Genomic DNA, 21,896 nt, shown 5'->3' with positions numbered 1-21,896 from the left:
TGCCACCGCGGGTTCGCCCTCGCCGATTCGCCACCACCAACCCGTTTGAACGGATTCCTTGCCACCGCACGCTCGCCCCTCGCCGATTCGCCACCACCAACCCGTTCGCCCTGAGCAGGGACTGAGCTTGTCGAAGGCCCGTCGTCGAAGGGTTGGTGCCGCAGCGTGACGGAGCCTCCCACGCTCCGCCACCAGGACTTCGACAAGCGCAGTCCGAACGGGCTCGCTCCCTCCGCCCGTTCGCCCTCACGCCGCCAGCAGGTTCTTCTGCTGCGCCACCAGCCGCAGGATCATCGGCGTGAAGATCAGCTGCATCGCCAGTTCCATCTTCCCGCCCGGCACCACCAGCGTGTTGGCGCGCGACATGAACGAGTCGTGCAGCATCGACAGCAGGTACGGAAAATCGATGCCGCGCGGGTTCGCGAAGCGGATCACCACCAGGCTTTCGTCGGCCGTCGGAATGGTGCGCGCGATGAACGGGTCCGAGGTGTCGACCACCGGCACGCGCTGGAAATTGATGTGCGTGCGCGTGAACTGCGGGCAGATGTACTCCACGTACTCGTGCATGCGCCGCAGGATCACGTCGGTCACCGCCTCGGTCGAGTAGCCGCGGGTGCTGCGGTCGCGGTGGATCTTCTGGATCCACTCCAGGTTGATCACCGGCACCACCCCGATCAGCAGGTCGGTGAAGCGCGCCACGTCGACGGTGCCGGTCGTCACGCCGCCATGCAGCCCTTCGTAGAACAGCAGGCTGCTCGGCGGCAACGGCGCCCACGCGGTGAAGGTGCCGGGCGGTTGCCGCCACGGCGCGGCCTCCTCGGCGTTGTGCAGGTACTTGCGGCTTCGCCCGCTGCCGGTCTCGGCATAGCTGCGGAACAGCTCCTGCAGTTCGGCGAACAGGTTCGCGTCGTCGCCGAAGTGACTGAAATGCGGCCGGTGGTTCTGCTCGGCCTCGGCCATCGCCGCCTTCATCGCCTCGCGGTCGTAGCGGTGGAAGCTGTCGCCCTCGACGATGGCCGCCGCCACGCCCTCACGGCGGAAGATGTTCTCGAAGGTGCGGGTGACCGAGGTGGTGCCGGCCCCCGACGAGCCGGTGATCGCGATGATGGGATGCAGCGCAGACATCGCAGTCCCTCAGGCGGTGGCGGCGAACAGGCCACGCTTGCCGAACAGCGGCGAGTCGTAGATCACCGCCGGTTCGTCGCGGTGGTAGGTCTCGATGCGGGCCACCTCATGGCGCGAACCGAACACGAAGCCGATGCGCTGCTGCAGCGACTCGGGCAGCACCTCCATCAGGCGCGTGCGACCGGTGCTCGCGCCGCCGCCGGCCTGCTCGACCAGGAACGCGATCGGGTTCGCGTCCTGCAGCAGGCGCAGCGGGCCGGCACGCGACGGGCCCTGGCCGTCGCGGGGGCAGCGCGGGTACAGGAAGACGCCGCCGCGCATCAGGATGCGGTGCGTCTCGGCCACCAGCGACGCGATCCAGCGCATGCTGAAGTCGGCCCCGCGCGTGCCGGCCTGACCGGCAAGGCATTCGTCGACGTAGCGCTTGACCGCCGGCTCCCAGAAGCGGCTGTTCGACGCGTTGATCGCGAACTCGCAGGTCTTCTCCGGAATGCGCAGCTCGGGATGGCTCAGCACCCATTCCCCGAGCAGCGGATCGAGCGTGAACGCGTGCGTGCCGCGGCCCAGCGTCAGCACCAGCATCGTCGACGGGCCGTAGATCGCGTAGCCGGCGCAGACCTGCCGCGTGCCGGGCTGCAGGAAGTCGTGCGGCTGCGCGTCCTGCTCCGGCGTCACGGCGCGCAGCACCGAGAAGATGCTGCCGACCGCGACGTTGACCTCGACGTTCGCCGCATCGTCGAGCGGCTCGAACAGCAGCAGGTAGCGGCCGCGCGGCGACGCCGGCGCGCCGCGGTTCAGCAGGCCGTCCAGCACGCCGCCGAGCGCGCCGTACGCCACCTTGCGCGCGATGGTCTTGCAGGCCAGCGACAGCTCGGTGACCAGTGCATTCAGCTCGCCGGTGGCGTCCGGATGGCGGCGTCGTTCCTCGATCAGGAACTGGGTCAGCGTCGATCGTCCCTTGCTGAGCATGGCGGTCTCCTGCGGCGTCAGCCGCGTGCGATGCGAACCAGTTCGTCGAAGCCGAGCCAGGCGCGCCGGCGCAGCACGCCGCCGGGCTCGCCGGGCAACGGCTGGTCGGGGCCGCCCAGGCGCGGCAGCACCAGGCCGGCGGCGCGGAAGTCTCCGCCCTGCGTCCAGAAGGTCGGCGTCACCAGCGTCCACAGGCCGGCGGCCGTCGCGGCGCGCAGGCCGTGCGCCGAGTCCTCGACCGCCAGCGCCTGCTCGGGCGGCAGCCCCAGCGTGTCGAGCGCGAGCCGGTAGATGTCGGGCGACGGCTTCTTGGCGCGCACCTGGTCGCCGCAGGCGATCACCGCGAACAGGTCGAGCCCGCGCGGGCCCAGCGTCGCGCCGAGCAGCGCGTGGATGTTGGCCGCGGTGGTGGTGCTCGCGATCGCGAGCCGGCAGCCTTCGGCCACCGCCTCGTTCAGCAGGCGCTCGACGCCGTCGCGCAGCGCCACGCCGCCGTCGCCGACCACCTCGCCGTAGCAGCGCGTCTTGTCGGCATGCAGCTCGGGCACGCGCCCCAGCAGGCGCTGCCGTTGGGCCGGGCCGACCGGCAGCGAATCGATGTAGGCGGCGAGGCGCTCCTTGCCGCCGGCGATCTCCAGCAGCTGCCGGTACTCGGCGCGGCTCCAGCACCAGCCGAGCCGGTGCTGCTCGAACACGCGGTTGAACGCGATGCGGTGCGCTTCTTCGGTGTCGGCCAGCGTGCCGTCGACATCGAGGATCAAGGCTTCGATGCTCATCTCAGTGCGCCTCGGCGGGGGTGGCGGCGAACACCCGGCTCGCGAGCACGTCTTCGGCCTGCAGCGTGCACAGCTGCTCGCGCGTCAGCCGGCGGTCGGCCGCGAACAGCCGCGTCGCCTGGCGCAGCCGGATGCGGTCGAGCGCATTGCGGATCGAGCGCGCGTTCGCGAAGTGCGGCTGCTGCCGGCGCAAGCTCAGGTAGCGGGCGAAGGCCGGTTCGGCACCGGCATCGAAGCGGTAGTTCAAGCGGGCCAGCATCAACTGCGCGATGCGCATCAGCTCGGCCTCGCCGTAGTCCGGGAAGTCGATGTGGTGAGCGATGCGCGAGGCCATGCCGGGGTTGCTGGCGAAAAAGCCGTCCATGCGGTCCTTGTAGCCGGCGAGGATCACCACCAGGTCGTCGCGGTGGTTCTCCATCACCTGCAGCAGGATCTCGATCGACTCCTGGCCGTAGTCGCGCTCGTTCTCCGGCTTGTAGAGGTAGTAGGCCTCGTCGATGAAGAGCACGCCGCCCATCGCCTTCTTCAGCACCTCGCGGGTCTTCGGGGCGGTGTGGCCGATGAACTGGCCGACCAGGTCGTCGCGCGTCACCGCCACCAGGTGGCCCTTGCGCACGCAGCCGAGCTGGCGCAGCAGCTCGGCCATGCGCAGCGCGACGGTGGTCTTGCCGGTGCCCGGGTTGCCGGTGAAGCACATGTGCAGCGACGGCGGCTGCGACTGCAGCCCCTGCTCGGCGCGCAGCTGGTCGATCAGCAGCAGCGCGGCGATGTCGCGCAGGCGGCCCTTCACCGGCGCGAGGCCGACCAGCTCGGCGTCGAGCTGGTCGAGCAGCGCGCGCACGGCCGATGCCTGCGGCATCTCGCCGGGCGGCTGGCACAGACTGTCGCGGTCTTCGTCCACGGCGCGGTCACTCCTGGCGCATTCCGTACCGCTCGCCTTCCGGCGCGCGCTGCACGGCATAGCTTTCGAGGCTGTACTGCAAGCTTCGTCCCGCGACTTCGGTGCGGACCAGCCGGAAGCCCGGCTCCAGCGCCGGCCGGTGGACGATGAACGACAGCACCACCGATTCGGTGCCGTGCGTCGAATCGAACGCGGTCAGCCGGATGTAGTGATCGGGGAAGGTCTTTCGGCACTGGCGCAGCTCCAGCATCACGCCGGCCGCATCGGACACGTCGAACATCGGGTTGCCGAACATCTCCCAGAAGGTGTTGCGCGGATGCGGGTCGTCGGTGGTCTCGATGCCGATGGCCCAGCCCCGGCCGAGCGCGTACTCGACCTGGGCGGCGATCTGCGCGTCGCTCAGGTCGGGCAGGAACGAGAAGCTGCCTTGGGTGATTCGCATGCGAGGTCTCCTGCGATCAGGCAACTGCCAGGGTCGGGACGTAGTCGGAACTGTCGGTCGGCGTGTAGTTGAAGCTGACCTCGCCCCAGGTATCGAGCGCGGCGCGCAGCGGGCCGCACCACCGGGCCGCATCGGCCAGGATGGACGGGCCTTCCTGGCCGATGTCGCGGCCCTCGTTGCGCGCCAGCACCATCGCCTCGAGCGCGACGCGGTTGGCGGTGGCGCCGGCCTGGATGCCCTGCGGGTGGCCGATGGTGCCGCCGCCGAACTGCAGCACGACGTCGTCGCCGAACAGGTCGAGCAGCTGGTGCATCTGCCCGGCGTGGATGCCGCCGGAGGCGACTGGCATCACCTTCTTCAGCGCGCCCCAGTCCTGCGCGAAGAAGATGCCGCGCGGCAGGTCGACCACCGTGTGCGTGTCGCGGCAGACGTTGTAGTAGCCCTGCACCGTCAGCGGATCGCCTTCGAGCTTGCCGACCGCGGTGCCGGCATGAATGTGGTCGACGCCCGCCAGCCGCATCCACTTCGCGATCACGCGGAAGCTGACGCCGTGGTTCTTCTGCCGGGTGTAGGTGCCGTGCCCCGCGCGGTGCAGGTGCAGGATCATGTCGTTCTGCCGGCACCAGTGGCTCATCGACTGGATCGCGGTGTAGCCCACCACCAGGTCGATCATCACGATCACCGAGCCGAGCGACTTCGCGAAGTCGGCGCGGCGGTACATCTCCTCCATCGTGCCGGCGGTCACGTTCAGGTAGCTGCCCTTGACTTCGCCGGTGGCGGCACTGGCCTTGTTGACCGCGTCCATCACGAACAGGAAGCGGTCGCGCCAGTGCATGAACGGCTGCGAGTTGATGTTCTCGTCGTCCTTCATGAAGTCGAGCCCGCCGCGCAGGCCTTCGTAGACCACGCGGCCGTAGTTGCGGCCGGACAGCCCGAGCTTGGGCTTGGTGGTGGCGCCCAGCAGCGGCCGGCCGAACTTGTCGAGCCGCTCGCGCTCGACCACGATGCCGGTCGGCGGACCGCTGAAGGTCTTCACGTAGGCGACCGGGAACTGCATGTCCTCGAGCCGCGCGGCCTTCAGCGGCTTGAAGCTGAACACGTTGCCGATGATCGATGCGGCGACGTTGGTGATCGAGCCTTCTTCGAACAGGCTCAGGTCGTAGGCCACGTGGCAGAAGTACTGGCCGGGCTGGTTCGGCACCGGCGCCACCCGGTAGGCCTTCGCGCGGTACATGTCGCAGGCGGTCAGCCGGTCGGTCCAGACCACCGTCCAGGTGGCGGTGCTCGACTCGCCGGCCACCGCGGCGGCGGCCTCGATCGGGTCGACCCCGTCTTGCGGCGTGATGCGGAACAGCGCCAGGATGTCGGTCGCCTTCGGCTCGTAGTCGGCGTTCCAGTAGCCCATCTGCGCGTACTTCAGCACGCCGGCCGAATAGCGCTTCTTCGCGTCGGTGATCTGCGTGGCGTCGGTCATGGCACCCATGGGCACTCTCCTTGCTGGTCTGCTTCCTTGTCGATGAGTCGACTGTAGAAACCGCCACGCATTGAAAAAAGTGAATTCTTTTCGCGAACCCATAAGCTTCGACTGATGCTGAAGAACGCCACCTTCCGACAGCTCGCCGCCTTTCATGCGGTGTCGCGCCTGGGCAGCGTGTCGCGGGCGGCGAGCGAGCTGCACCTGACGCAGCCGGCGGTGTCGATCCAGCTGAAGCTGCTGGAAGAGAGCGCCGGCGCGCCGCTGCTGGAGCGGGCCGGCCGCGGCGTGCGGCTGACGGCGGCGGGCGAGCTGATGGCCGGCTATGCGGCGCGCATCCTCGAGCTGTGGCGCGAGGCCGGCGACGAGATGGCGGCGCAGCAGGGCCTGTTCTCGGGCACGCTGCGGGTCGGCGCGGTCAGCACCGCGGAGTACCTGCTGCCGCCGCTGCTGGTGGCCTTCGCCGGGCAGCACCCGGACGTCAAGATGAAGCTGCAGGTCGGCAACCGCGACGAGATCGTGCGCATGCTGGCGGCGCAAGAGGTCGACCTCGCGATCATGGGCCGCCCGCCCGCCGAACTGAAGACGACGGCGGTGGCCTTCGCGAAGCACCCGATGGGCTTCCTCGCGTCGCCGACGCACCCGCTGATGGCACGGCGCAAGCCGGCCCTGGCCGATCTGGTCGACGCCAACCTGCTGGCCCGCGAGCGCGGCTCCGGCACGCGCACGACGCTGGAGCGGCTCTACAAGGAAGCCGGCGTTCCGCTGCGCATCGGCTCCGAGCTGTCGAGCAACGAGGCGCTGAAGCACATGTGCGCGGCCGGCCTCGGCGTGGCCTTCCTGTCGCTGCACACTTGCGCGCTGGAGCTCGAAGCCGGGCTGCTGCAACTGCTGCCGATGGCCGGCAACCCGCTGCAGCGCGACTGGTACGCGATGCACCTGGCGGCCCGCCGGCTGCCGCAGGTCAGCGCAGCCTTCAGGCAGTTCCTGGCCGACGAAGGCCAGGGCCTGATCGACGCGCAACTGCAGGCACTGTCCGCCGGCACACAAGCCCGCCGCTCTTCAGCGGCGGGCCTTCATCGCGCAAAGTCGATCAGGGGAAGTTGATCACGTTGACCGGGATCGTCGACACGCCCTGTGCCGCCGCGCCGGTGTTGTTGACCACGTGGTCGATCACGCCGACGCCGCCCAGCGAGACCGTCAGCACGCTGTGCAGCTTGACGCCCGGCGTGGCCGGCACTTCGAAGCCGCGACCGGCGTGGATCTGCGGGTTGATGTTGAAGAAGCAGTACGCGCCGCCGCCCCACAGCTCGTGCGTCGTCACCGAGTCGGCCACCTTGTAGGCGGCGTAGCCCAGCGCGTCGCTGCGCCAGGTGGCCTGGTTCGGCGGGTCGTACGGGAACTCGTTCTGGAAGAAGATCGTCTTGCCGTTCTGGCCGTTCCAGATCACTTCGTACTTCTGGTAGTGCTCGACGAACAGGCCGGTGGCCAGCACGTCGTTGCCGTTCACGACCACGCCGGTGTCGGCGGTGTTGATGCCCCAGCCGGTCGCGGCGATGCCGTGGTCGGCACGCCAGGCCCAGATGTGGTCGACGATCGCGTTGTGGCTGTTGACGACCAGGCTGTTGGTCGCCTTGCCCGACACCGCGCCGCCGATGCGGAAGAAGATGTCGTGGATGCTGATCGGGTTGGCCGCGTGGTTGTTCGCGGCGCCCGTCGGGCCGACCGTCAGCAGCGAGGGGCTGTTCACGGTGCCGGCATCGAACAGCAGGCCGGCGACCTTGACGCCGTCGACGTCGGCCACGCTCATCGGCACCACCCCGCCCACCGGCACCAGCGCCGGGAAGCCCAGGCCCAGCACCACGGTGTTGGCCCGCGTGATGCGGATCGTGTCGTTGAGCTGGTAGGTGCCCGGCGTGAAGAACAGGTTCAGGCCTTGTGCCAGTGCCTGGTTCAGCGTCGCGGCGCTGTCGGACGGCTTGGCGACGTAGAACTGGCTCATCGGGATCGAGGTGCCCGCGGTCGCGCCGTTGGCCCAGCTCGCGCCGGACGCATTGGTGCGCAGCGACGGCACGAACACGCGGTACTTGCCGGCGCCGTCGATGTACAGGTAGGGCTTGTCGCGCGAGAACGGCGTCGTGCCGAGCACGGTGTAGACCGGCTGCGGGAAGGTCGTCGCGGCCGGGCCGCCCGGCACGCCGGAGAACACCATGTTCCAGACACCGCCGGTCCAGCTGCCGAGGTTGCTGTCACGCGTGTACCACTGCTGCTGCGAGCCGGAGCTGATCTGGCCGTCGACCTTGCTGTCGGCGATGTAGCCGCCGCTGGCATAGCCCTGGCCGCCGTCCATGTTGGACGGGCCCAGCGTCATGTTGCCCAGCACGTGGATGCGGCGCATCGGTGCGGCCTGCGAGACGGCCCAGCGGTTGGTGCCGCCGTTCGGCACGATCGACAGGTTCTCGGCGGAGCGCCAGAAGTTCTGCGTCGCGTTCTTCTCGTCGCCGAGGTTCCAGCCGCTGTCGACGTTGAGCGCGCCGTTCTCGAAGCGCACGTCGTCCGGGTTCTGGCCGAGGCCGGCCACGGTCGTGTAGAAGCCCAGGTTGATCCACAGGTCGTTGTAGGTGCCCGGCTTGAAGAGGAACGTGAAGCGCTGGCCGCCGAACTGGGCGGTCGAGCTCTTGTTCATCGAGTCGAACGCGCTGTTGACCTTGTTGCGGATGGTGTCGATGGGCGTCGACGGCTCGAAGATCGAGACGTTCGGGCCGAAGTCCGGCGTGTCCGAGGTCGGCAGCGTGCTGCCGTTGGTCGTGATCTTGAACGACGAGGCCAGGTCGTTGAAGCCGACGGTGCCGAGGTTCGGCGTGTCGCCGGTCAGCGTGACCGAGCCGCCACCGTAGTTGATGTCGTTGAAGAGCTGCACCTTGTAGCCGGCACGCACCTTCACCGACGAGAAGCGGTCGTTCCACGTGCCGCCGACCCAGCTGCTGTCGGCATCGGCGCAGGTCACCGCGCCGGCGTAGTTGGCGTTCTCGTAGAAGCAGGCGATGCCGGTCGGCACCGGGTCGACCGGCGGCGTGCTGCCGCCGACGGTGTAGCTGAACGCCGGCGTGTCATAGGCCGGGTTGCCGTTGTTGTAGGTGAACGAATAGCCGAGCACGGTGCCCTGCGACGCGTTGCCGACGGCCTGCTCCCAGCGCGCGTTGGCGCTGGAGTAGGTCATGCGGACGTTCAGCTGGCCGCCACCGTTGACGGTGTAGTGCGCGTCGACCCAGGTGGTGCTGACGCTGGACTTGAACCAGATCGTCGCGGTGCTGCCCGAGACGGCGACGCCCTGGGTGTAGTCGGCCGCGCGGGCCGGAAGGGCGATGGCCGCGAGCACCGCGGCGCAGGCCCACAAGAAGAGCGTCACCCACGCTCCGGCGCGGGACGCGCGCGGGCGGGGGACGTGGTGCATCCCTGTTGAAGTCAACATGTCTATCTCCGTCAAAGGCCGGCCCGGCGGGGCTGGCGAAAGGCACGGGCGCAGAGGCTGCGCCCGCCGCATGAGGAACCGGTGCGGTGGATGTTTGCGGCGGGATTTGACGGCTGTAGTTGCTCTTCAGGCCACTTGGAACCGATTCCAAGGCACGAGATTAATGCAGATGGGACAGTTCGCGATAGAGGGAAACCCGAAACAACGGTGCGGGGATGTGGCGGGGTGTAAGCACGCCGTTCTCAACGGATGCAGAGCTTGTCGCGGGTGCGGACAACCTCGTCGCCCAGCTTCACGAATGGCGCGCCCGCTTGCGACCGTTCGCGAACTTCGACCCAGCACGCGGTCGGTGCCCGAGAGCCCGTCAGCATCTCCGGCGAGGAGATGAACTCGACCTCGTAGTCGCGGCCGGATTTTGGCGTGAAGGTCAGTTTCTCGCCGCACTCCCGAACGGGCTTGCTGTCGGCCCACCAACCCATCGTCACGGTGATGGGCACCGAATGCCTGACGCGGGTCGAACGCTCGAGGGGTTGGCTCAAGGCAAGGTGCACCTGCCCGACCGGTCCGACGAAGCCGGCATCGCTGGTGGTACTGCAGGCCTGCGGCGACGGGCGGATGTAGGTTCCTGCCGCCGGACCGCGGTTGATGAAGGTGAGCGCAACCGTCGTGGCAGGGTCCTGGGGCGGCTCGTACCTGCTCGCACACGCGGTCAGCATGAGCGCGCCCAAGGCAGGGATGATGGCTTTCATGTGTGTTCCCTCCGTAGAGATGTCTTCACAAAAGAGATGCCTTCAAAAAAAAGGGTGAGGCCGCAGCCTCACCCTTGATCCCCATCACCGGTCCCCTCGCAGGGCCGGTGCTGTTCTCGACGTCCCCTGCAATTACATCTTCAAGCGCAGCGACAGGTAGTACTGCCGGCCGTTGACGTAGAACGCGGTCGGCTGGTCCGGGTTGTTGGCGTAGTACTTCAGCTTCGGGTTGTTCAGGTTCATGCCATCGAGCGTGATCGTCAGGTTGTCGCTGACCTTGTAGCCGATCGATGCCGACACGTTGTCGGTGTCGTCCTGGTACTGCGCAGTGCTGCGGTCCAGGCCGTTGTAGAACTTCGAGCGGAAGCTGTAGTTCACCCGGGCGTTGAACGAGTCGTTCTCGAAGTAGCCGGAGACGTTGTAGGTGTTCTTCGACGCTCCCACCAACGGCCCGCCGCCACTTTCCTTGGCATCGGCGTACGTGTAGTTCGTGATGAAGCCGAAGCCCGCACCGACAGGCTGCTGATATGCCAGCTCGATGCCCTTCACGCTGCCGCTGCTGTTGAGCGGCGAGGTGACCCTGTAGATCTCCGAAGCGCCCGTCTTGATGTTCACGAACGCAGCGTCCGTCGTCCCGTAGCCCACATAGTTCGTGAGATCCATGTAGAACAGCCCGGCCGACAGCAGCGAGCGCGGTGCGAAGTACCACTCCAGGCTGGCGTCGACGTTGGTCGAGCGGATCGGCTCCAGGTTCGGGTTGCCACCGCTGCCGGTGTGGTTCAGGTCGTCCAGGCTCACTGAGCCGCCCAGTGCGCTGTAGTCCGGCCGAGCCATGGTCTTGGCGATGCCGAAACGGCTCACCAGGTCCTTCGACAGGTCGTAGCGCAGGTTCAGGCTGGGCAGGACATCGGTGTAGTCGTTGGCGATCTCCTTCTGGTAGAACGGACCGAACGCCGATGTCGTGATGGCACCCGGGACCGAGCAAGCATGCAGGACCTCGCAGTCTTCGCCCACGCCGCCGGCCTTGATCGCGAAGTTGTTGAGCACGCGTTCGCCGGTGCGAACGATGCGCACGCCGACGTTGCCGCCCCAACCCGTTCCTTCGAACGAGCTCATCACATAGGCCGCCGAATTCTTTTCCTTCAGCGAGAACTCGCCGGCCCAGTTGCGACGCAGCACCGGGTCACGGTTGGAGTACTTGTCGCTCCAGGCCTCGAGGATGGCCGGGTCGAGCTGCCACGGATTCCGCGGGAAGACACCGCCGCCCAGGCCCGAGCCGAAGTCGCCCGGATAGGTCGTGCCGTTCCAGGCGGGCTGGTTGGCGGCATCGAACGCGCCGGCGGCAGGGCCTTGTCCGGTCTGGTTGGATTCGCGCTTGTGTTCCGCAACCCGAACACCGAACTTCAGCGTCGTGAAGATGCCCGCGTCGAGCGCGTATTCGCCGTCGAGTTGACCCCAGTTCTCCTTGTCGAGCGTCGAGGCCGGGCTCGCGCCGAAGACCCAGTCCAATCCCGTGCCGGGCGCGTTGTAGTTCGACGGGTCGCCGCCGATCAAGGCTGCGTCGGCAGGCGAACCCAGGCCATGCAAGGTGTAGCTCGCACCGGTCCCCTTGACGTCTGCTTCGTAGACGGCCTGCTTCGGCGTTTCGCCTTTGCCCTTCGAGGTACCGAGCTTGCCCGAAACAGCGAACCTGTCATTGACCTGCAGCTTGCCGTCGAGGTTGTAGAACGTGCTGTCCGCATTGGCGCCCGGACGATAGATCTGGTCGACGATGCCCGCTTGCGCGCCCGGCGCGAAGCTCGCGGACACCAGCGTGTTGTTCTGGACGACATATCCCGGCAACGGCGCCTGGCCCGCACCGGCGTTGAGGATGTTCTTCGGCCAGACCAAGAAATTCCGGTTGAAGTTGGTCGCTTCCATGTGCGACTTGAACGCGCTGAGGTCCAGCGTCAGGTCGTTCGTCGGCTTGATCTGGACATCGATCAGTCCGCCGGTGCGCTTGCGCTCCTGCTCGAACAGCGCGGAACCGATGGCGTTCGGGTACCAGACACCGGCCAGGTCGGGATTCGATTGCGCGATCGTGCTGTTGGGCGCGATCTGCGTATAGCCCAGCATTTCCTGTCCGTCACGGCGCAGGTGGCGCTTCTCGGAGAAGCCCTGCACCAGCACGCCGAAAGTCTTGGCATCGTTCTGCCAGTTGAACATCGCACTCAGCTGCGGATCGGTCTTCTCGGGCAGGTCGGCATACACCGCACCCACCGTGGCCTCCAGTGTCACCTGTTTCTTGAAGTCCAACGGCTTGCGGGTCTGGATGTCGACCGTGCCGGCCACGCCGCCTTCGACCAGGTCGGCACGCGAGCTCTTGTTGATGACGACGGTGTCGACCAGTTCGGAAGGCAGCAGCGAGTAGCTGACGCTGCGACCCACCGTGCCGACCTGGTTCAGCACGAACCAGTCGCCGGAACCGACCATGTGGCCGTTGATCATCGTCTGCGTCAGGCTGGGGTTGGTGCCCCGCAGGCTCACGCGGTCGGCCTCGTCGAAGCCACCTTCACCGGCGCCGGCCGAGCTGATGTTGACGCCCGGCACGCGCTGCAGAGAATCGGCCACGTTCTTGTCGGGCATCTTGCCGATGTCCTCGGACGTGATGACGTCCACCACCGAGTCGGCATTGCGCTTCTTGTTCAGCGATTGCTGCAGCGAGCCGCGAATGCCGGTGACGATCACCGCCTCCAGGTTCTGGGCCCCCTTCGCCGGGGTTGCCGCCTCGGCCGGCTTCTCGGTCGCTGCCGGTGCCGATGCAGCCTGCGCGGGCTGCGGTGCCGATGCAGCCGCCGCGGGCGCGGCCGCATCCTGCGCATGGGCCGCGGTGAACGCGCTCATCAATGCAAGCGCGACCGCCGATGCGATGGGAGTCCTTTTAGCTTTCATGTCTGCCTCTGTTGCCTGGGTTAATGGGCCGCCGAAACTGATTCGGCCTGTTAGGAAACCTGGGACCTCATCTGCAGACCACCTGGGAAGTGGACTGCAGCTCCTTCCCCCGAGAACCGTGACGCTTTTGATGCCAGTTCTAGTACCAGTAAGCTACCACTAGAGGCCACTATGCTACCAATTTCACGCGATTGCAATAGCGTCCGAGGCCTGCAACAGCGGGGTAACCACTGATGTAAAGTGCGGTCTGGCGGCCACCCAAACTGTCATTCGTGCGGTCCTTTCGGACCTCTTGTATTGAATTGGTATGGTCGATCCCCATCTGCCCTTGAGAGATCGCCGCAACCCGGCCTGTCGGCTGGACAAAACAAAAGGGGTTTGCATGACCACATTGGCCCAGGTGCTGAAGCCGCTGGACCCGAATCACAGCCTGCCGCTGTACCAGCAGCTGCAGCGTGCGGTGCGCGAAGCCATCGAGCGCCGCGTGCTGGGGCCCGACGACGCACTGCCCTCCGAGCGCCAGCTCGCCGAGGATTTCGCGGTCTCGCGCATCACGGTGCGCCGCGCGATCGAGGGGCTGGCCGAAGAAGGCTGGCTGGTGCGCCGGCAGGGGTCGGGCAACTTCGTGTCGTCGCGCGTCGAGAAGAACTTCGCGAAGCTGACCTCGTTCTCCGAGGACATGCGCGCCCGCGGCAGCCGGCCGCACAGCGTGTGGCTGAAGCGCTCGCAGGGCACGGTGACGCCCGAAGAAGCGCTGAAGCTCGCGCTGAGCCCCGGCGCGCAGGTCTACCGCTTCAACCGGCTGCGCTATGCCGACGACGCGCCGATGGCGCTCGAGATCGCGACGGTGGTGGCGAGCTGCCTGCCGTCGCTCGAAGCGGTCGGCGATTCGCTGTACGCGGCGCTCGAGCAGCAGGGCAACCGGCCGGTGCGCGCGCTGCAGCGGCTGCGGGCGCTGCTGCTGAATGCCGAGCAGGCGCGGCTGCTGGAAGCGAACGTCGGCGATGCCGGCTTGCTGGTCGAGCGCCTGGGCTACCTGCGCGACGGCCGGGCGATCGAGCTCTCGCAGAGCTTCTACCGAGGCGACATGTACGACTTCGTCGCCGAGCTGAACGCCGGCTGAAGCCGGAAGCAGATCCGTGCGGCGTGCGTTCATGGGAATGGGCGCGGGCTGCACGGTGTGACCTCAGAAGTCGCAGGTCGACGCGAGCGGCGGCTCGGCCGCCGGCACGGTGTCGACGGCGGTCTGCCCGCTGCGGCGCAACGCCTGCACCGCCTGTTCCACTTCGGCCGGTGTCATCACGCGGCTGCGCGCGTGGTAGACCCAGTCGACATCTTCTTCATAGGCGCGCGGCACCGACACGCCGGCCAGTTGCCCCGCCGGTACGAACCACTGGCTGAAGGCGATCGCCATCGGCACCACCGGGTAATTGCGGCCACCATGCTCGTCGAGCTGCCGGCCGTCGAGGAAGAAGCGGCTCCTGCCCTGCGCCACCTGCATCACCAGCACATGCCAGCCGCCACCAGCAGGGCCGAGCGCCGCCACGTGCTGCAGCGGCTGGTTGTAGGCATCCCACGGATCGAGGCGCACCGTCTGCCAGGTCACGCCGTAGAGCCGCGTGCGGGCGTCGCCCCAGCCGCCGTTGGGCAGGTATTCCCAGTCGATCTCGCTGTACTGCGGGTCGTACGCGAAGCGCAGCGGGCTCACGGTGTAGAAGGTCTGCACCAGCACGTCGCCGTCGGGGCCCTGCACCGGCGTATCGCTGAAGCGCACGCGCGCGGCGTAGGTGCCCTCGAGGTACTTGCGCGCGTGGCACAGCTGGGCCTGCGTGGTGCCGGCCGGCGTGCCGTCGGTGCGCGCCGTCAGCCGCAGCAGGCGGTTGCCGCGCTGCGCCGGGTCGTCGACCAGCGACAGCGCACCTGCGCCCCAGCCTGCGCCGTCGATGCCGGGGTGGCCACGCTGGTCGCGCACCGTCCAGCCGCCGGCGACGAGGGCCGACACGCTCGGTTGGCTGAAGTCGTCGAAGAAAACGCCGGCATCGGGCGCCGACATGGGCGCAGGAACGGCCGCACAGCCCGCCACCGCCAGCAAGGTGCCGGCGACGACGCATGCTGCCAGTGACAAGCGTTGGATCTTCATCGCGGGCTCAGACCTCGGCCACCTGCGGCGGCGCGACCGGTGCCGCGGCCGGTGTCGACTCCAGCGGCACGAAGCGCGCGAGGACCAGCACCGGCACCGCGCACGCGAGGCCCCACAGGAAGAAGTTCTGGTAGCCGAGCGCCACCTGGATGTCGCCGCTGATGGTGCGGAACAGGCTCATGCCCAGCCCCATCACGCCCGAGCCGATCGCGTAGTGCGCCGTCTGGTAGCGGCCGACCGACACCACCTGCATCAGGTACAGGATCACGCCGACGAAGCCGAAGCCGTAGCCGAACATCTCCAGGCTGAGCGCGGCAGCGATCACGCCGAAGTTCGTCGGCATCGCGGTGCTCAGGAACACGAACGCGACGCTCGGCAGGTTCATCGCGAGGATCAGCCACACCATCGCGCGCTTCAGCCCCAGCCACGCGGCGAAGTAGCCGCCGACGATGCTGCCTGCGATGAAGGCGATGGTGCCGGCCGTGCCGTAGGCCCAGCCGACCTGGTCGGTGGTCAGCCCGAGCCCGCCCAGGTCGCGCGCGGCGCGCAGGAAGATCGGCCCGATGGTCTGGATCTGCCCCTCGCTGGCGCGGAACAGGATGATGAACAGGATCGCGAGCCAGATGCCCGGCTTGCGCAGGAAATCCTGGATCACGTGCCACAGCGTGCGGCTCACGTCGGCGGCCGTTCCGGCATCGGCCGGCACATTGCGCGTGCCTGGCAGCGACCAGGCGTTGTAGAGCCCGAGCAGCACCATCGCCGCGGCCAGCATCAGGAAGATCGCGGTCCACGCCGCCGGCACGCCGATCGATTTCTCGAGCGAGCCGGCCAGGATCAGCAGCCCGCCGGCCGACACGAAGCGCGCGACGTTGAAGAACGCGCCCTGCCAGCCGGCGTACTCGGCCTGCGCCTTGTGGTCGAGGCTCGCGATGTACAGCCCGTCGGAGGCCACGTCGTGCGTGGCCGACGCGAGCGACACCAGCGACAGCGCGGCGATGCAGACCACGAAGAACACTGGCAGGTGCAGCGCGATCGCGGTCAGCGCGAGCCCGGCCGCGCCGAGCAGCTGGAACACGATCACCACCGATTTCTTGCTCGGTGCCAGTTCGAGGAACGGGCTCCACAGCCACTTGATGCCCCAGGCCAGGCTCAACACGCCGAGCCAGCGCGTGATCTGCTCGTTGGGCACCTGCATGCTGATCAGCATCTGCTGCGCGATCACGTTGACCGCGAAGAACGGCAGCCCCTGCGCGAGGTAGAGGCTCGGCACCCAGCGGATCGGCGAACCCTTCGTGGCGGTGGACATGCGGTGGACTCCAGGAACGAAAGCGTTGAATCAGCGACGGGTGTCCAGCCGCACCGGCGAGCGACCGGGTGCGGTGGTGCGGCGTTCGAGCCAGTCGCGCAGCGCGACCAGCGCCCCGGTGGCATAGCCCCAGGTGATGACGGCCGGCGCCGGGATGTCCAGCGCCTGGTAGGGGTTCCACAGCACGACGTGCAGGTCGGCGCGCCATGCTTTCGCGCGTGCGTCGTAGCGGTCGCGGTGGTTCGAGACGATCACGTTCAACCGCCCGTCGCGCGGGATCGTCGACCAGTCGAGCTCGGCCAGCGATGCGAGTTCGACCATGTCGACGCTCGCGAAACCGCCGAACAGCTCGGCCACCTGCGCGCCGGCGAGGCCGGCTTCGGAAACCCCATCGCTCGGCACCGCGCGCTGCGTGAACACGCGCAGCCGGTGGTCGCGCCGCAGCACCGGCGGCGTGCCGCGCGTCGTCAGGCCGGCGGCCCACGCACGGTGCATCAGGTCGTCGTCGCGCTCGTGTTGCGCCGGGGTGTAGCCGGCGTGCCGCACCGGGTAGCGGGCCGCGAGCTTGTCGAGCCGCGCGTTCGCCTTGGCGAGTGCCGCGGCCCCCAGGTCGCCGTTCGCCTGCGCGCGCTGGATCGCGCGGATCGCGGCCAGCTGCTCGTCCTGCGAGCCGAGCGCCATCACCATGTCGGCCCCGGCCTGCAGCGCCAGCACCGCGGCGCGGTCGTGGCCGTAGCGGTCGTGGATCGCCTTCATCACCAGCGAGTCGGTGATCACGACGCCGTCGTAGCCCCAGCTCTCGCGCAGCAGCGTGCCCAGCACGCGGCGCGACAGCGTCGCCGGGTGCTCCGGGTCGAGCTGCGGGTAGACGATGTGCGCCGTCATCATCGCCGGCGCCTGGCCGCGCAGCGCGCGGAACGGCACGAACTCCAGCGCCTCCAGCTGGGCCAGCGACTTGTTCACCTCGGGCAGGTCGCGGTGCGAGTCGACGTGCGTGTCGCCATGCCCGGGGAAGTGCTTCACGCAACAGGCCACGCCTTCGCGCAGCGAGCCGCGCATCCAGGCGCCGGCCAGCTTCGTCACCGCCAGCGGGTCTTCCGAGAAGCTGCGCTCGGCGATCACCGGGTTGGCCGGGTTGTTGTTGACGTCCAGCACCGGCGCGAAATTCCAGTTGATGCCCAGGCTCGCGAGGCCGCGCGCGACTGCGGCGCCGACCTCCTCGGCCATCGCCTCGTCGGCCGCGGCGCCCAGCGCCATCGCGGCCGGCGCCTGCGGCAGGAAGGTCGAGCGCACCACCGAGCCGCCCTCCTGGTCGATGCCGATCAGCGCATGCTCGCCCATCACCTCGCGCAGGTCGGCGGTGAGTTGGCGCACCTCGGCCTCGGTGCCGAGGTTCCAGCGGAACAGGCAGATCGCGCGGACGTGGTGCTCGCGCAGGAACGCCGCAGTCGATCCATCCAGGTTCTTGCCCGGGATGTTGACCATCACCAACTGCCCTGGATGGAACACCATGCTCATTGCGTCCTCGTCACCTTGGCCAGGAACTTCGGTTTGTCGGGATCGAAGCCACGCGCGCGCGCCAGCGCCTCGACCATCGGATAGAAGCTCTGCACGACCGAGATCGGATCGAGTTCGATCGATGCGGTCTCGACGATCGGCAGGTTCGCGTGCGGCGTGCCGCCGGGTGCCGCCAGCAGCACCTTGGCGCCGCGCGCGCGCATCTCGTCGGCGAGCGCCAGCAGGCCGGCCTGGGCCGGGCCGCGCGGCGCGAAGATCAGCAGCGGGTAGCCTTCGTCGATCAGCGCCATCGGGCCGTGCTTGACCTCGGCGCCGGAGAACGCCTCGGCCTGGATCGCGCAGGTCTCCTTGAACTTCAGTGCCGCCTCCAGCGCGACCGGCAGGCCGGTGCCGCGGCCGATCACGAACAGCTTGTCGGCGTTGACCAGCGCATCGACCGCCGGCGTCCAGTCGGCATGCGCCGCGCGCGACAGCACGCCAGGCAAGGCCGACAGTGCGGCCTGCAGCACCAGGTCGTCCTGCCAGGCGGCCACCGTGCGCGCGCCGGCCACCATCTGCGTGATGAAGCTCTTGGTCGCCGCGACGCTGGTCTCGGCACCGGCATGCAGCGGGAACACCCACTGTGCAGCCTTCGCGAGCGGCGACTCCGGGTCGTTGACGAAGGCCGCGGTGCAGGCGCCGCCGTCGGTGAAGTAGCGCATCGGCGCGACCAGGTCGGGGCTCTGTCCCGACTGCGAGAACGCCATCGCGGCCAGTCCGTCGCACTGGATCTGCGACTGGTACAGCGTGATCAGCGACATCGGCAGCGAGGTCACCAGCCGGCCCATGCGCGCCATGATCAGGTAGGCCATGAAATGCGCCGCATGGTCGGAGCTGCCGCGCGCGACGGTCAGCACCGAGCTCGGCGGCTTGCTGCGCAGCAGCGCACCGAAGTCGCTGTACGCCTGGTCGTTCTCGGCCAGTTGCCGTGCGACCGCAGAGGGGGCTTCGCGGGCCTCAGCCAGCATGCGCGAGTTCAATCGAGCTTCCTTCAACATAGACGTCCGAAACAGTGAGGTCGCGGTCGAGCACGACGGCATCGGCCCACGCGCCGGCAGACAGCCGGCCGCGGTCCGCGGCACCGAGGTAGTCGGCCGCATGGGTGGAGACGCGGCGCGAGGCGTCGATCAGGTCCATGTCCAGCTCGTTGACCAGGTTGCGCAGCGCCTGGTCCATGGTGAGGGTCGATCCGGCCAGCGTGCCGTCGGCCAGCCGCACGCCGCCGAGGCACTTGGTGACCTTGTGGCGGCCGAGCCGGTAGTCGCCGTCGGGCATGCCGGCGGCGGCGGTCGAATCGGTGACGCAGTACAGGTGCGGGATCGCGCGCAGCGCGACGCGGATCGCGCCCTTGTGCGCATGCAGCAGGTCCGGAATGATCTCGGAGTACTTGGCATGCGCCAGCGCCGCGCCGACCATGCCGGGCTCGCGGTGGTGCAGCCCGCTCATCGCGTTGAACAGGTGGGTGAAGCCGCCGGCGCCGCGCTTCAGCGCCTCGACGCCGTCTTCGTAGCTTCCCAGCGTGTGGCCGAGCTGCACGCGGAAACCCGCCGCGCACAGCGACTCGATCAGGTCCATGTTGCCGGCGATCTCGGGCGCGAGCGTGATCAGCCGGATCGGCGCCAGCTCGTTCAGCCGCGCCAGCTCGGCGGTCTGCACCGGCCGCGCGAAGTTCGGCTGCGCGCCGAGCTTGCCGCCATTGATGTACGGGCCTTCGAGGTGCACGCCCAGCACGCGCGCGCCCTTCGGGCTGCGGCTCGCGCACACCGACTTCAGGCCGGCGAACGCGATCTCCAGGTCGGACATCGGCGCGGTCATCGTGGTCGCGAGCAACGCGGTGGTGCCGTGCCGCGCATGCAGCTCCGACACGCGGGCGGCCGAATCGCCGCCTTCCATGATGTCGTGCCCGCCGCCGCCGTGCACGTGCAGGTCGATGAAGCCGGGCAGCACGATCGGGCCGGCCTTGTCGCGCACCTTGCGCACGTCGATCGGCGTGCCCTCGATGCGCGCGATGCGGCCGTCGGCGCCGAACTCGATGCGGCCGTTCACGAAACCCTGCGGGGTGAGGACCTTGCCTTCAAGGTGGGTGCTCATGCGTCTCTTCTCATTTCGGCGACGAAGTCGTAGTAGTCGCTTCGGCAATAGGAATGGGTCAGCTCGACCGCCTGGCCGGATTCCAGGTAGCCGATCCGGGTGATGAACAGCACCGCCTGCCCGACCGGCACGCCGAGCTGCTCGGCCAGCCGCGGCTGCGCATTCAGCGCGCGGATGTGCTGCAGCGCGCGCACCGGCGCCTGGCGCGTGCTGGTCAGGTATTCGTACAGCGAGCCGTTGACCAGCTCGGGTTGCGGCAGCACGCTCTGCGGCAGCACGCTGACCTCGTAGGCCATCACGACCTCGTCGGCCAGCCGCAGCCGTTCGAGCCGCGCGACACGCGCGCCGGGCGACAGGCCGAGGCTCAGCTGCTCGTCGGGCACCGCCGCGGTGATGCTGCGTTCGAGCCACTGCGAGCTCGGCGTGTAGCCGCGCTGGTGCAGCTCTTCGGAGAAGCTCGTCAGCCGCGACAGCGGCTGCTCGATGCGTGGCGCGATGTAGTTGCCCGAGCCGCGGCGGCGCACGATCAACCCTTGCTCGACCAGCTGGTCGATGGCCTTGCGCGCGGTCACGCGCGACACGTCGAGCGACTCCGACAGGACGCGCTCCGACGGCAGCGCTTCATCGGCCTGGTAGCGGCCGTCGCGGATGGCCTGCCCCAGCTTGCGGGCCAGCTGCACGTACAGCGGCGAGCTGTCGCGCGCGTCGGGCTTGAAATCGAACAGGGGTTTTCTCATCGGTCGGTCTCGACCTCTCGTCGGATCAGGGTCAGGGCGCCGGCGGCCGGGCCGTCGGCGACGGCGACGCAGCGCGCGAGCAGCGCAGGTGACAGGCGGGGCGACAGGCGCTGGCCGACGCTGCCGAGCACCGCCAGCGGCAGCGCACCGGCCGGGTCGAGCGCGTGGGCAATGGCTTCGAGTTCGACCACCGCGCGTGCGAGCAATTGCGCCGAAGCCGGGTCGCTGTCTTCGGTGTCGAACACCGCCGGTGCGAGCTGGGCATACGCGAACTGGCCGGCGCGGCCGCACCAGGCCTGCAGCGTCTCGGCGTCTTCGCCGCACTGGGCCCAGACGCGGCGCGACAGCGTGCCGACCGGCAGCCGGCCGTCCATCGCGCATTGCGCGATGCGCATCGCGCGCAGGCCGAGCCAGGCGCCGCTGCCTTCGTCGCCCACAGGGAAGCCCCAGCCGCCGACGCTGGCGCGCGTGCCGTCGGCGCGCCACACCTCGCCGATGCTGCCGGTGCCGGCCGCGAGCAGCGCGCCGGGGCGGCCGTCATGGGCACCGACCAGCATCGTGAAGCCGTCGGTCTCGGCGAGCAGCTTCGCGTAGCCGGGGTTCTGCGCCAGGAAGGCATCGCGCCACGGCGCATTGCTGATGCCTGACAGGCCGGCGCCGAGGGCGCAGTGCGCGAAGGCCGGTCGCACGACGGCGGCGGCATCGAAAGCGCGGGCAATCGCCAGCTCGATCTGCTGCCACGCGGACTCGATGCCCTGGCCCAGCGCCGACGGACCCGCCTCGCCCTGCCCCAGCACCGGCCCGCCACGGCGCGCGACGAGGGCCCGGGTGCCGGTGCCTCCTCCATCCACGCCGATCAGGTATTCGATCATCGACTGCTCTCTGGCACGTTGTTCATGGACGGGCATCGATGCCCGCGATGAAACCAGTTTAGTACCAGCAATACCAATAAGTCAATTGGTATTAGAGTTGTCTTAGGGAAGGAATTTTTCTTTTGAATTCAATCGCTTACATGCGATTGTCAGACAGCGCGATGGATGCGCCGTGTTGTGGGAACCGCCCCGTTGCGGGGCGGTTCGGAGTGACGATACCAGTCCAAGCCGGTGCACGCCACTCGCGGATGGGCCTTCGGCTACTTCTTTCTGGCGTACAGCGCCCACAGCCGCGCCAGGTCGGCGGTGCCGTCGTTGCCCTGCACGGTCCGGAAGGTCGCGGCCGACTTCGCA

18 protein-coding genes are annotated in these 21,896 nt (G+C 68.5%); 2 read left to right on the top strand and 16 right to left on the bottom strand.

Annotated features, from left to right (window positions below; translation table 11 throughout):
- Positions 1 to 246 precede the first annotated feature (246 nt).
- Genes FHT26_RS28975 through FHT26_RS28950 form a run of 6 tightly spaced genes read right to left on the bottom strand, consistent with a single transcriptional unit; the run spans position 247 to position 5,687 of the window.
- Positions 247 to 1,125, bottom strand: a complete 879-nt coding sequence (locus FHT26_RS28975) for a phosphoribulokinase (protein ID WP_168563545.1) — start codon at positions 1,123 to 1,125, stop codon at positions 247 to 249.
- A 9-nt stretch (positions 1,126 to 1,134) separates the two neighbouring features.
- Complete coding sequence (locus tag FHT26_RS28970; protein ID WP_168563544.1) at positions 1,135 to 2,094, bottom strand: class 1 fructose-bisphosphatase; 960 nt, start codon at positions 2,092 to 2,094, stop codon at positions 1,135 to 1,137.
- Positions 2,095 to 2,111: 17 nt separating this feature from the next.
- Positions 2,112 to 2,870: an HAD-IA family hydrolase gene (locus tag FHT26_RS28965; RefSeq protein WP_168563543.1), complete on the bottom strand. Its 759-nt coding sequence runs from the start codon at positions 2,868 to 2,870 to the stop codon at positions 2,112 to 2,114.
- A gap of 1 nt (position 2,871) precedes the next feature.
- Positions 2,872 to 3,729: a CbbX protein gene (cbbX, locus tag FHT26_RS28960; protein WP_168563566.1), complete on the bottom strand. Its 858-nt coding sequence runs from the start codon at positions 3,727 to 3,729 to the stop codon at positions 2,872 to 2,874.
- Positions 3,730 to 3,778: 49 nt separating this feature from the next.
- Entirely contained in the window at positions 3,779 to 4,213 is a 435-nt protein-coding gene (locus FHT26_RS28955) for a ribulose bisphosphate carboxylase small subunit (protein ID WP_168563542.1), read from the bottom strand.
- A gap of 16 nt (positions 4,214 to 4,229) precedes the next feature.
- Complete coding sequence (locus FHT26_RS28950) at positions 4,230 to 5,687, bottom strand: form I ribulose bisphosphate carboxylase large subunit (RefSeq protein WP_349238243.1); 1,458 nt, start codon at positions 5,685 to 5,687, stop codon at positions 4,230 to 4,232.
- 114 nt (positions 5,688 to 5,801) lie between these two features.
- Between FHT26_RS28950 and FHT26_RS28945 the strand changes: the two genes are divergently transcribed.
- A complete protein-coding gene (locus FHT26_RS28945; protein WP_168563540.1) occupies positions 5,802 to 6,794 on the top strand; it encodes a LysR family transcriptional regulator in 993 nt (330 codons plus the stop codon).
- Here FHT26_RS28945 and FHT26_RS28940 read toward each other — a convergent pair.
- The 3 genes from FHT26_RS28940 to FHT26_RS28930 form a co-directional block, all read right to left on the bottom strand.
- Positions 6,781 to 9,096 carry a pectate lyase-like domain-containing protein gene (locus FHT26_RS28940; protein WP_210427659.1) on the bottom strand — a complete coding sequence of 772 codons (2,316 nt, stop codon included), beginning with the start codon at positions 9,094 to 9,096 and terminating at the stop codon, positions 6,781 to 6,783. The genes FHT26_RS28945 and FHT26_RS28940 overlap by 14 nt on opposite strands.
- A 305-nt stretch (positions 9,097 to 9,401) precedes the next feature.
- A complete protein-coding gene (locus tag FHT26_RS28935) occupies positions 9,402 to 9,908 on the bottom strand; it encodes a hypothetical protein (protein ID WP_168563538.1) in 507 nt (168 codons plus the stop codon).
- 132 nt (positions 9,909 to 10,040) lie between these two features.
- Complete coding sequence (locus FHT26_RS28930; protein ID WP_246868152.1) at positions 10,041 to 12,791, bottom strand: TonB-dependent receptor; 2,751 nt, start codon at positions 12,789 to 12,791, stop codon at positions 10,041 to 10,043.
- A gap of 430 nt (positions 12,792 to 13,221) precedes the next feature.
- Between FHT26_RS28930 and FHT26_RS28925 the strand changes: the two genes are divergently transcribed.
- On the top strand, positions 13,222 to 13,962 hold the full coding sequence (locus FHT26_RS28925) for a GntR family transcriptional regulator (protein WP_168563536.1): 741 nt from the start codon (positions 13,222 to 13,224) through the stop codon (positions 13,960 to 13,962).
- A gap of 63 nt (positions 13,963 to 14,025) precedes the next feature.
- On the opposite strand, the gene FHT26_RS28920 is transcribed toward FHT26_RS28925, so the two are convergent.
- The 7 genes from FHT26_RS28920 to FHT26_RS28890 are packed head-to-tail and all read right to left on the bottom strand — an operon-like array spanning position 14,026 to position 21,542.
- Positions 14,026 to 14,979 carry a glycoside hydrolase family 16 protein gene (locus tag FHT26_RS28920; RefSeq protein WP_168563535.1) on the bottom strand — a complete coding sequence of 318 codons (954 nt, stop codon included), beginning with the start codon at positions 14,977 to 14,979 and terminating at the stop codon, positions 14,026 to 14,028.
- A 7-nt stretch (positions 14,980 to 14,986) separates the two neighbouring features.
- The gene (locus tag FHT26_RS28915; RefSeq protein WP_168563534.1) at positions 14,987 to 16,285 is read right to left on the bottom strand and encodes an MFS transporter; all 1,299 of its coding nucleotides are present in this window, start codon (positions 16,283 to 16,285) and stop codon (positions 14,987 to 14,989) included.
- Positions 16,286 to 16,315: 30 nt separating this feature from the next.
- Complete coding sequence (nagZ, locus tag FHT26_RS28910; RefSeq protein WP_246868151.1) at positions 16,316 to 17,803, bottom strand: beta-N-acetylhexosaminidase; 1,488 nt, start codon at positions 17,801 to 17,803, stop codon at positions 16,316 to 16,318.
- Positions 17,800 to 18,810: an SIS domain-containing protein gene (locus tag FHT26_RS28905; protein ID WP_168563533.1), complete on the bottom strand. Its 1,011-nt coding sequence runs from the start codon at positions 18,808 to 18,810 to the stop codon at positions 17,800 to 17,802. The genes nagZ and FHT26_RS28905 overlap by 4 nt, the downstream gene beginning before the upstream one ends.
- Complete coding sequence (nagA, locus tag FHT26_RS28900; protein WP_168563532.1) at positions 18,800 to 19,933, bottom strand: N-acetylglucosamine-6-phosphate deacetylase; 1,134 nt, start codon at positions 19,931 to 19,933, stop codon at positions 18,800 to 18,802. Before nagA ends, FHT26_RS28905 begins: the two co-directional genes overlap by 11 nt.
- Positions 19,930 to 20,670, bottom strand: a complete 741-nt coding sequence (locus FHT26_RS28895; RefSeq protein WP_056806951.1) for a GntR family transcriptional regulator — start codon at positions 20,668 to 20,670, stop codon at positions 19,930 to 19,932. Before FHT26_RS28895 ends, nagA begins: the two co-directional genes overlap by 4 nt.
- Positions 20,667 to 21,542: a glucosamine kinase nucleotide-binding domain-containing protein gene (locus FHT26_RS28890; RefSeq protein WP_168563531.1), complete on the bottom strand. Its 876-nt coding sequence runs from the start codon at positions 21,540 to 21,542 to the stop codon at positions 20,667 to 20,669. Before FHT26_RS28890 ends, FHT26_RS28895 begins: the two co-directional genes overlap by 4 nt.
- Positions 21,543 to 21,896 lie beyond the last annotated feature (354 nt).

The sequence above is a fragment of the Rhizobacter sp. SG703 genome (assembly GCF_012275445.1).
Taxonomy (GTDB): domain Bacteria; phylum Pseudomonadota; class Gammaproteobacteria; order Burkholderiales; family Burkholderiaceae_C; genus Rhizobacter.
Note: the sequence above shows the minus strand (reverse complement) of the source record. Positions and strands in the feature narration are given on the sequence as shown.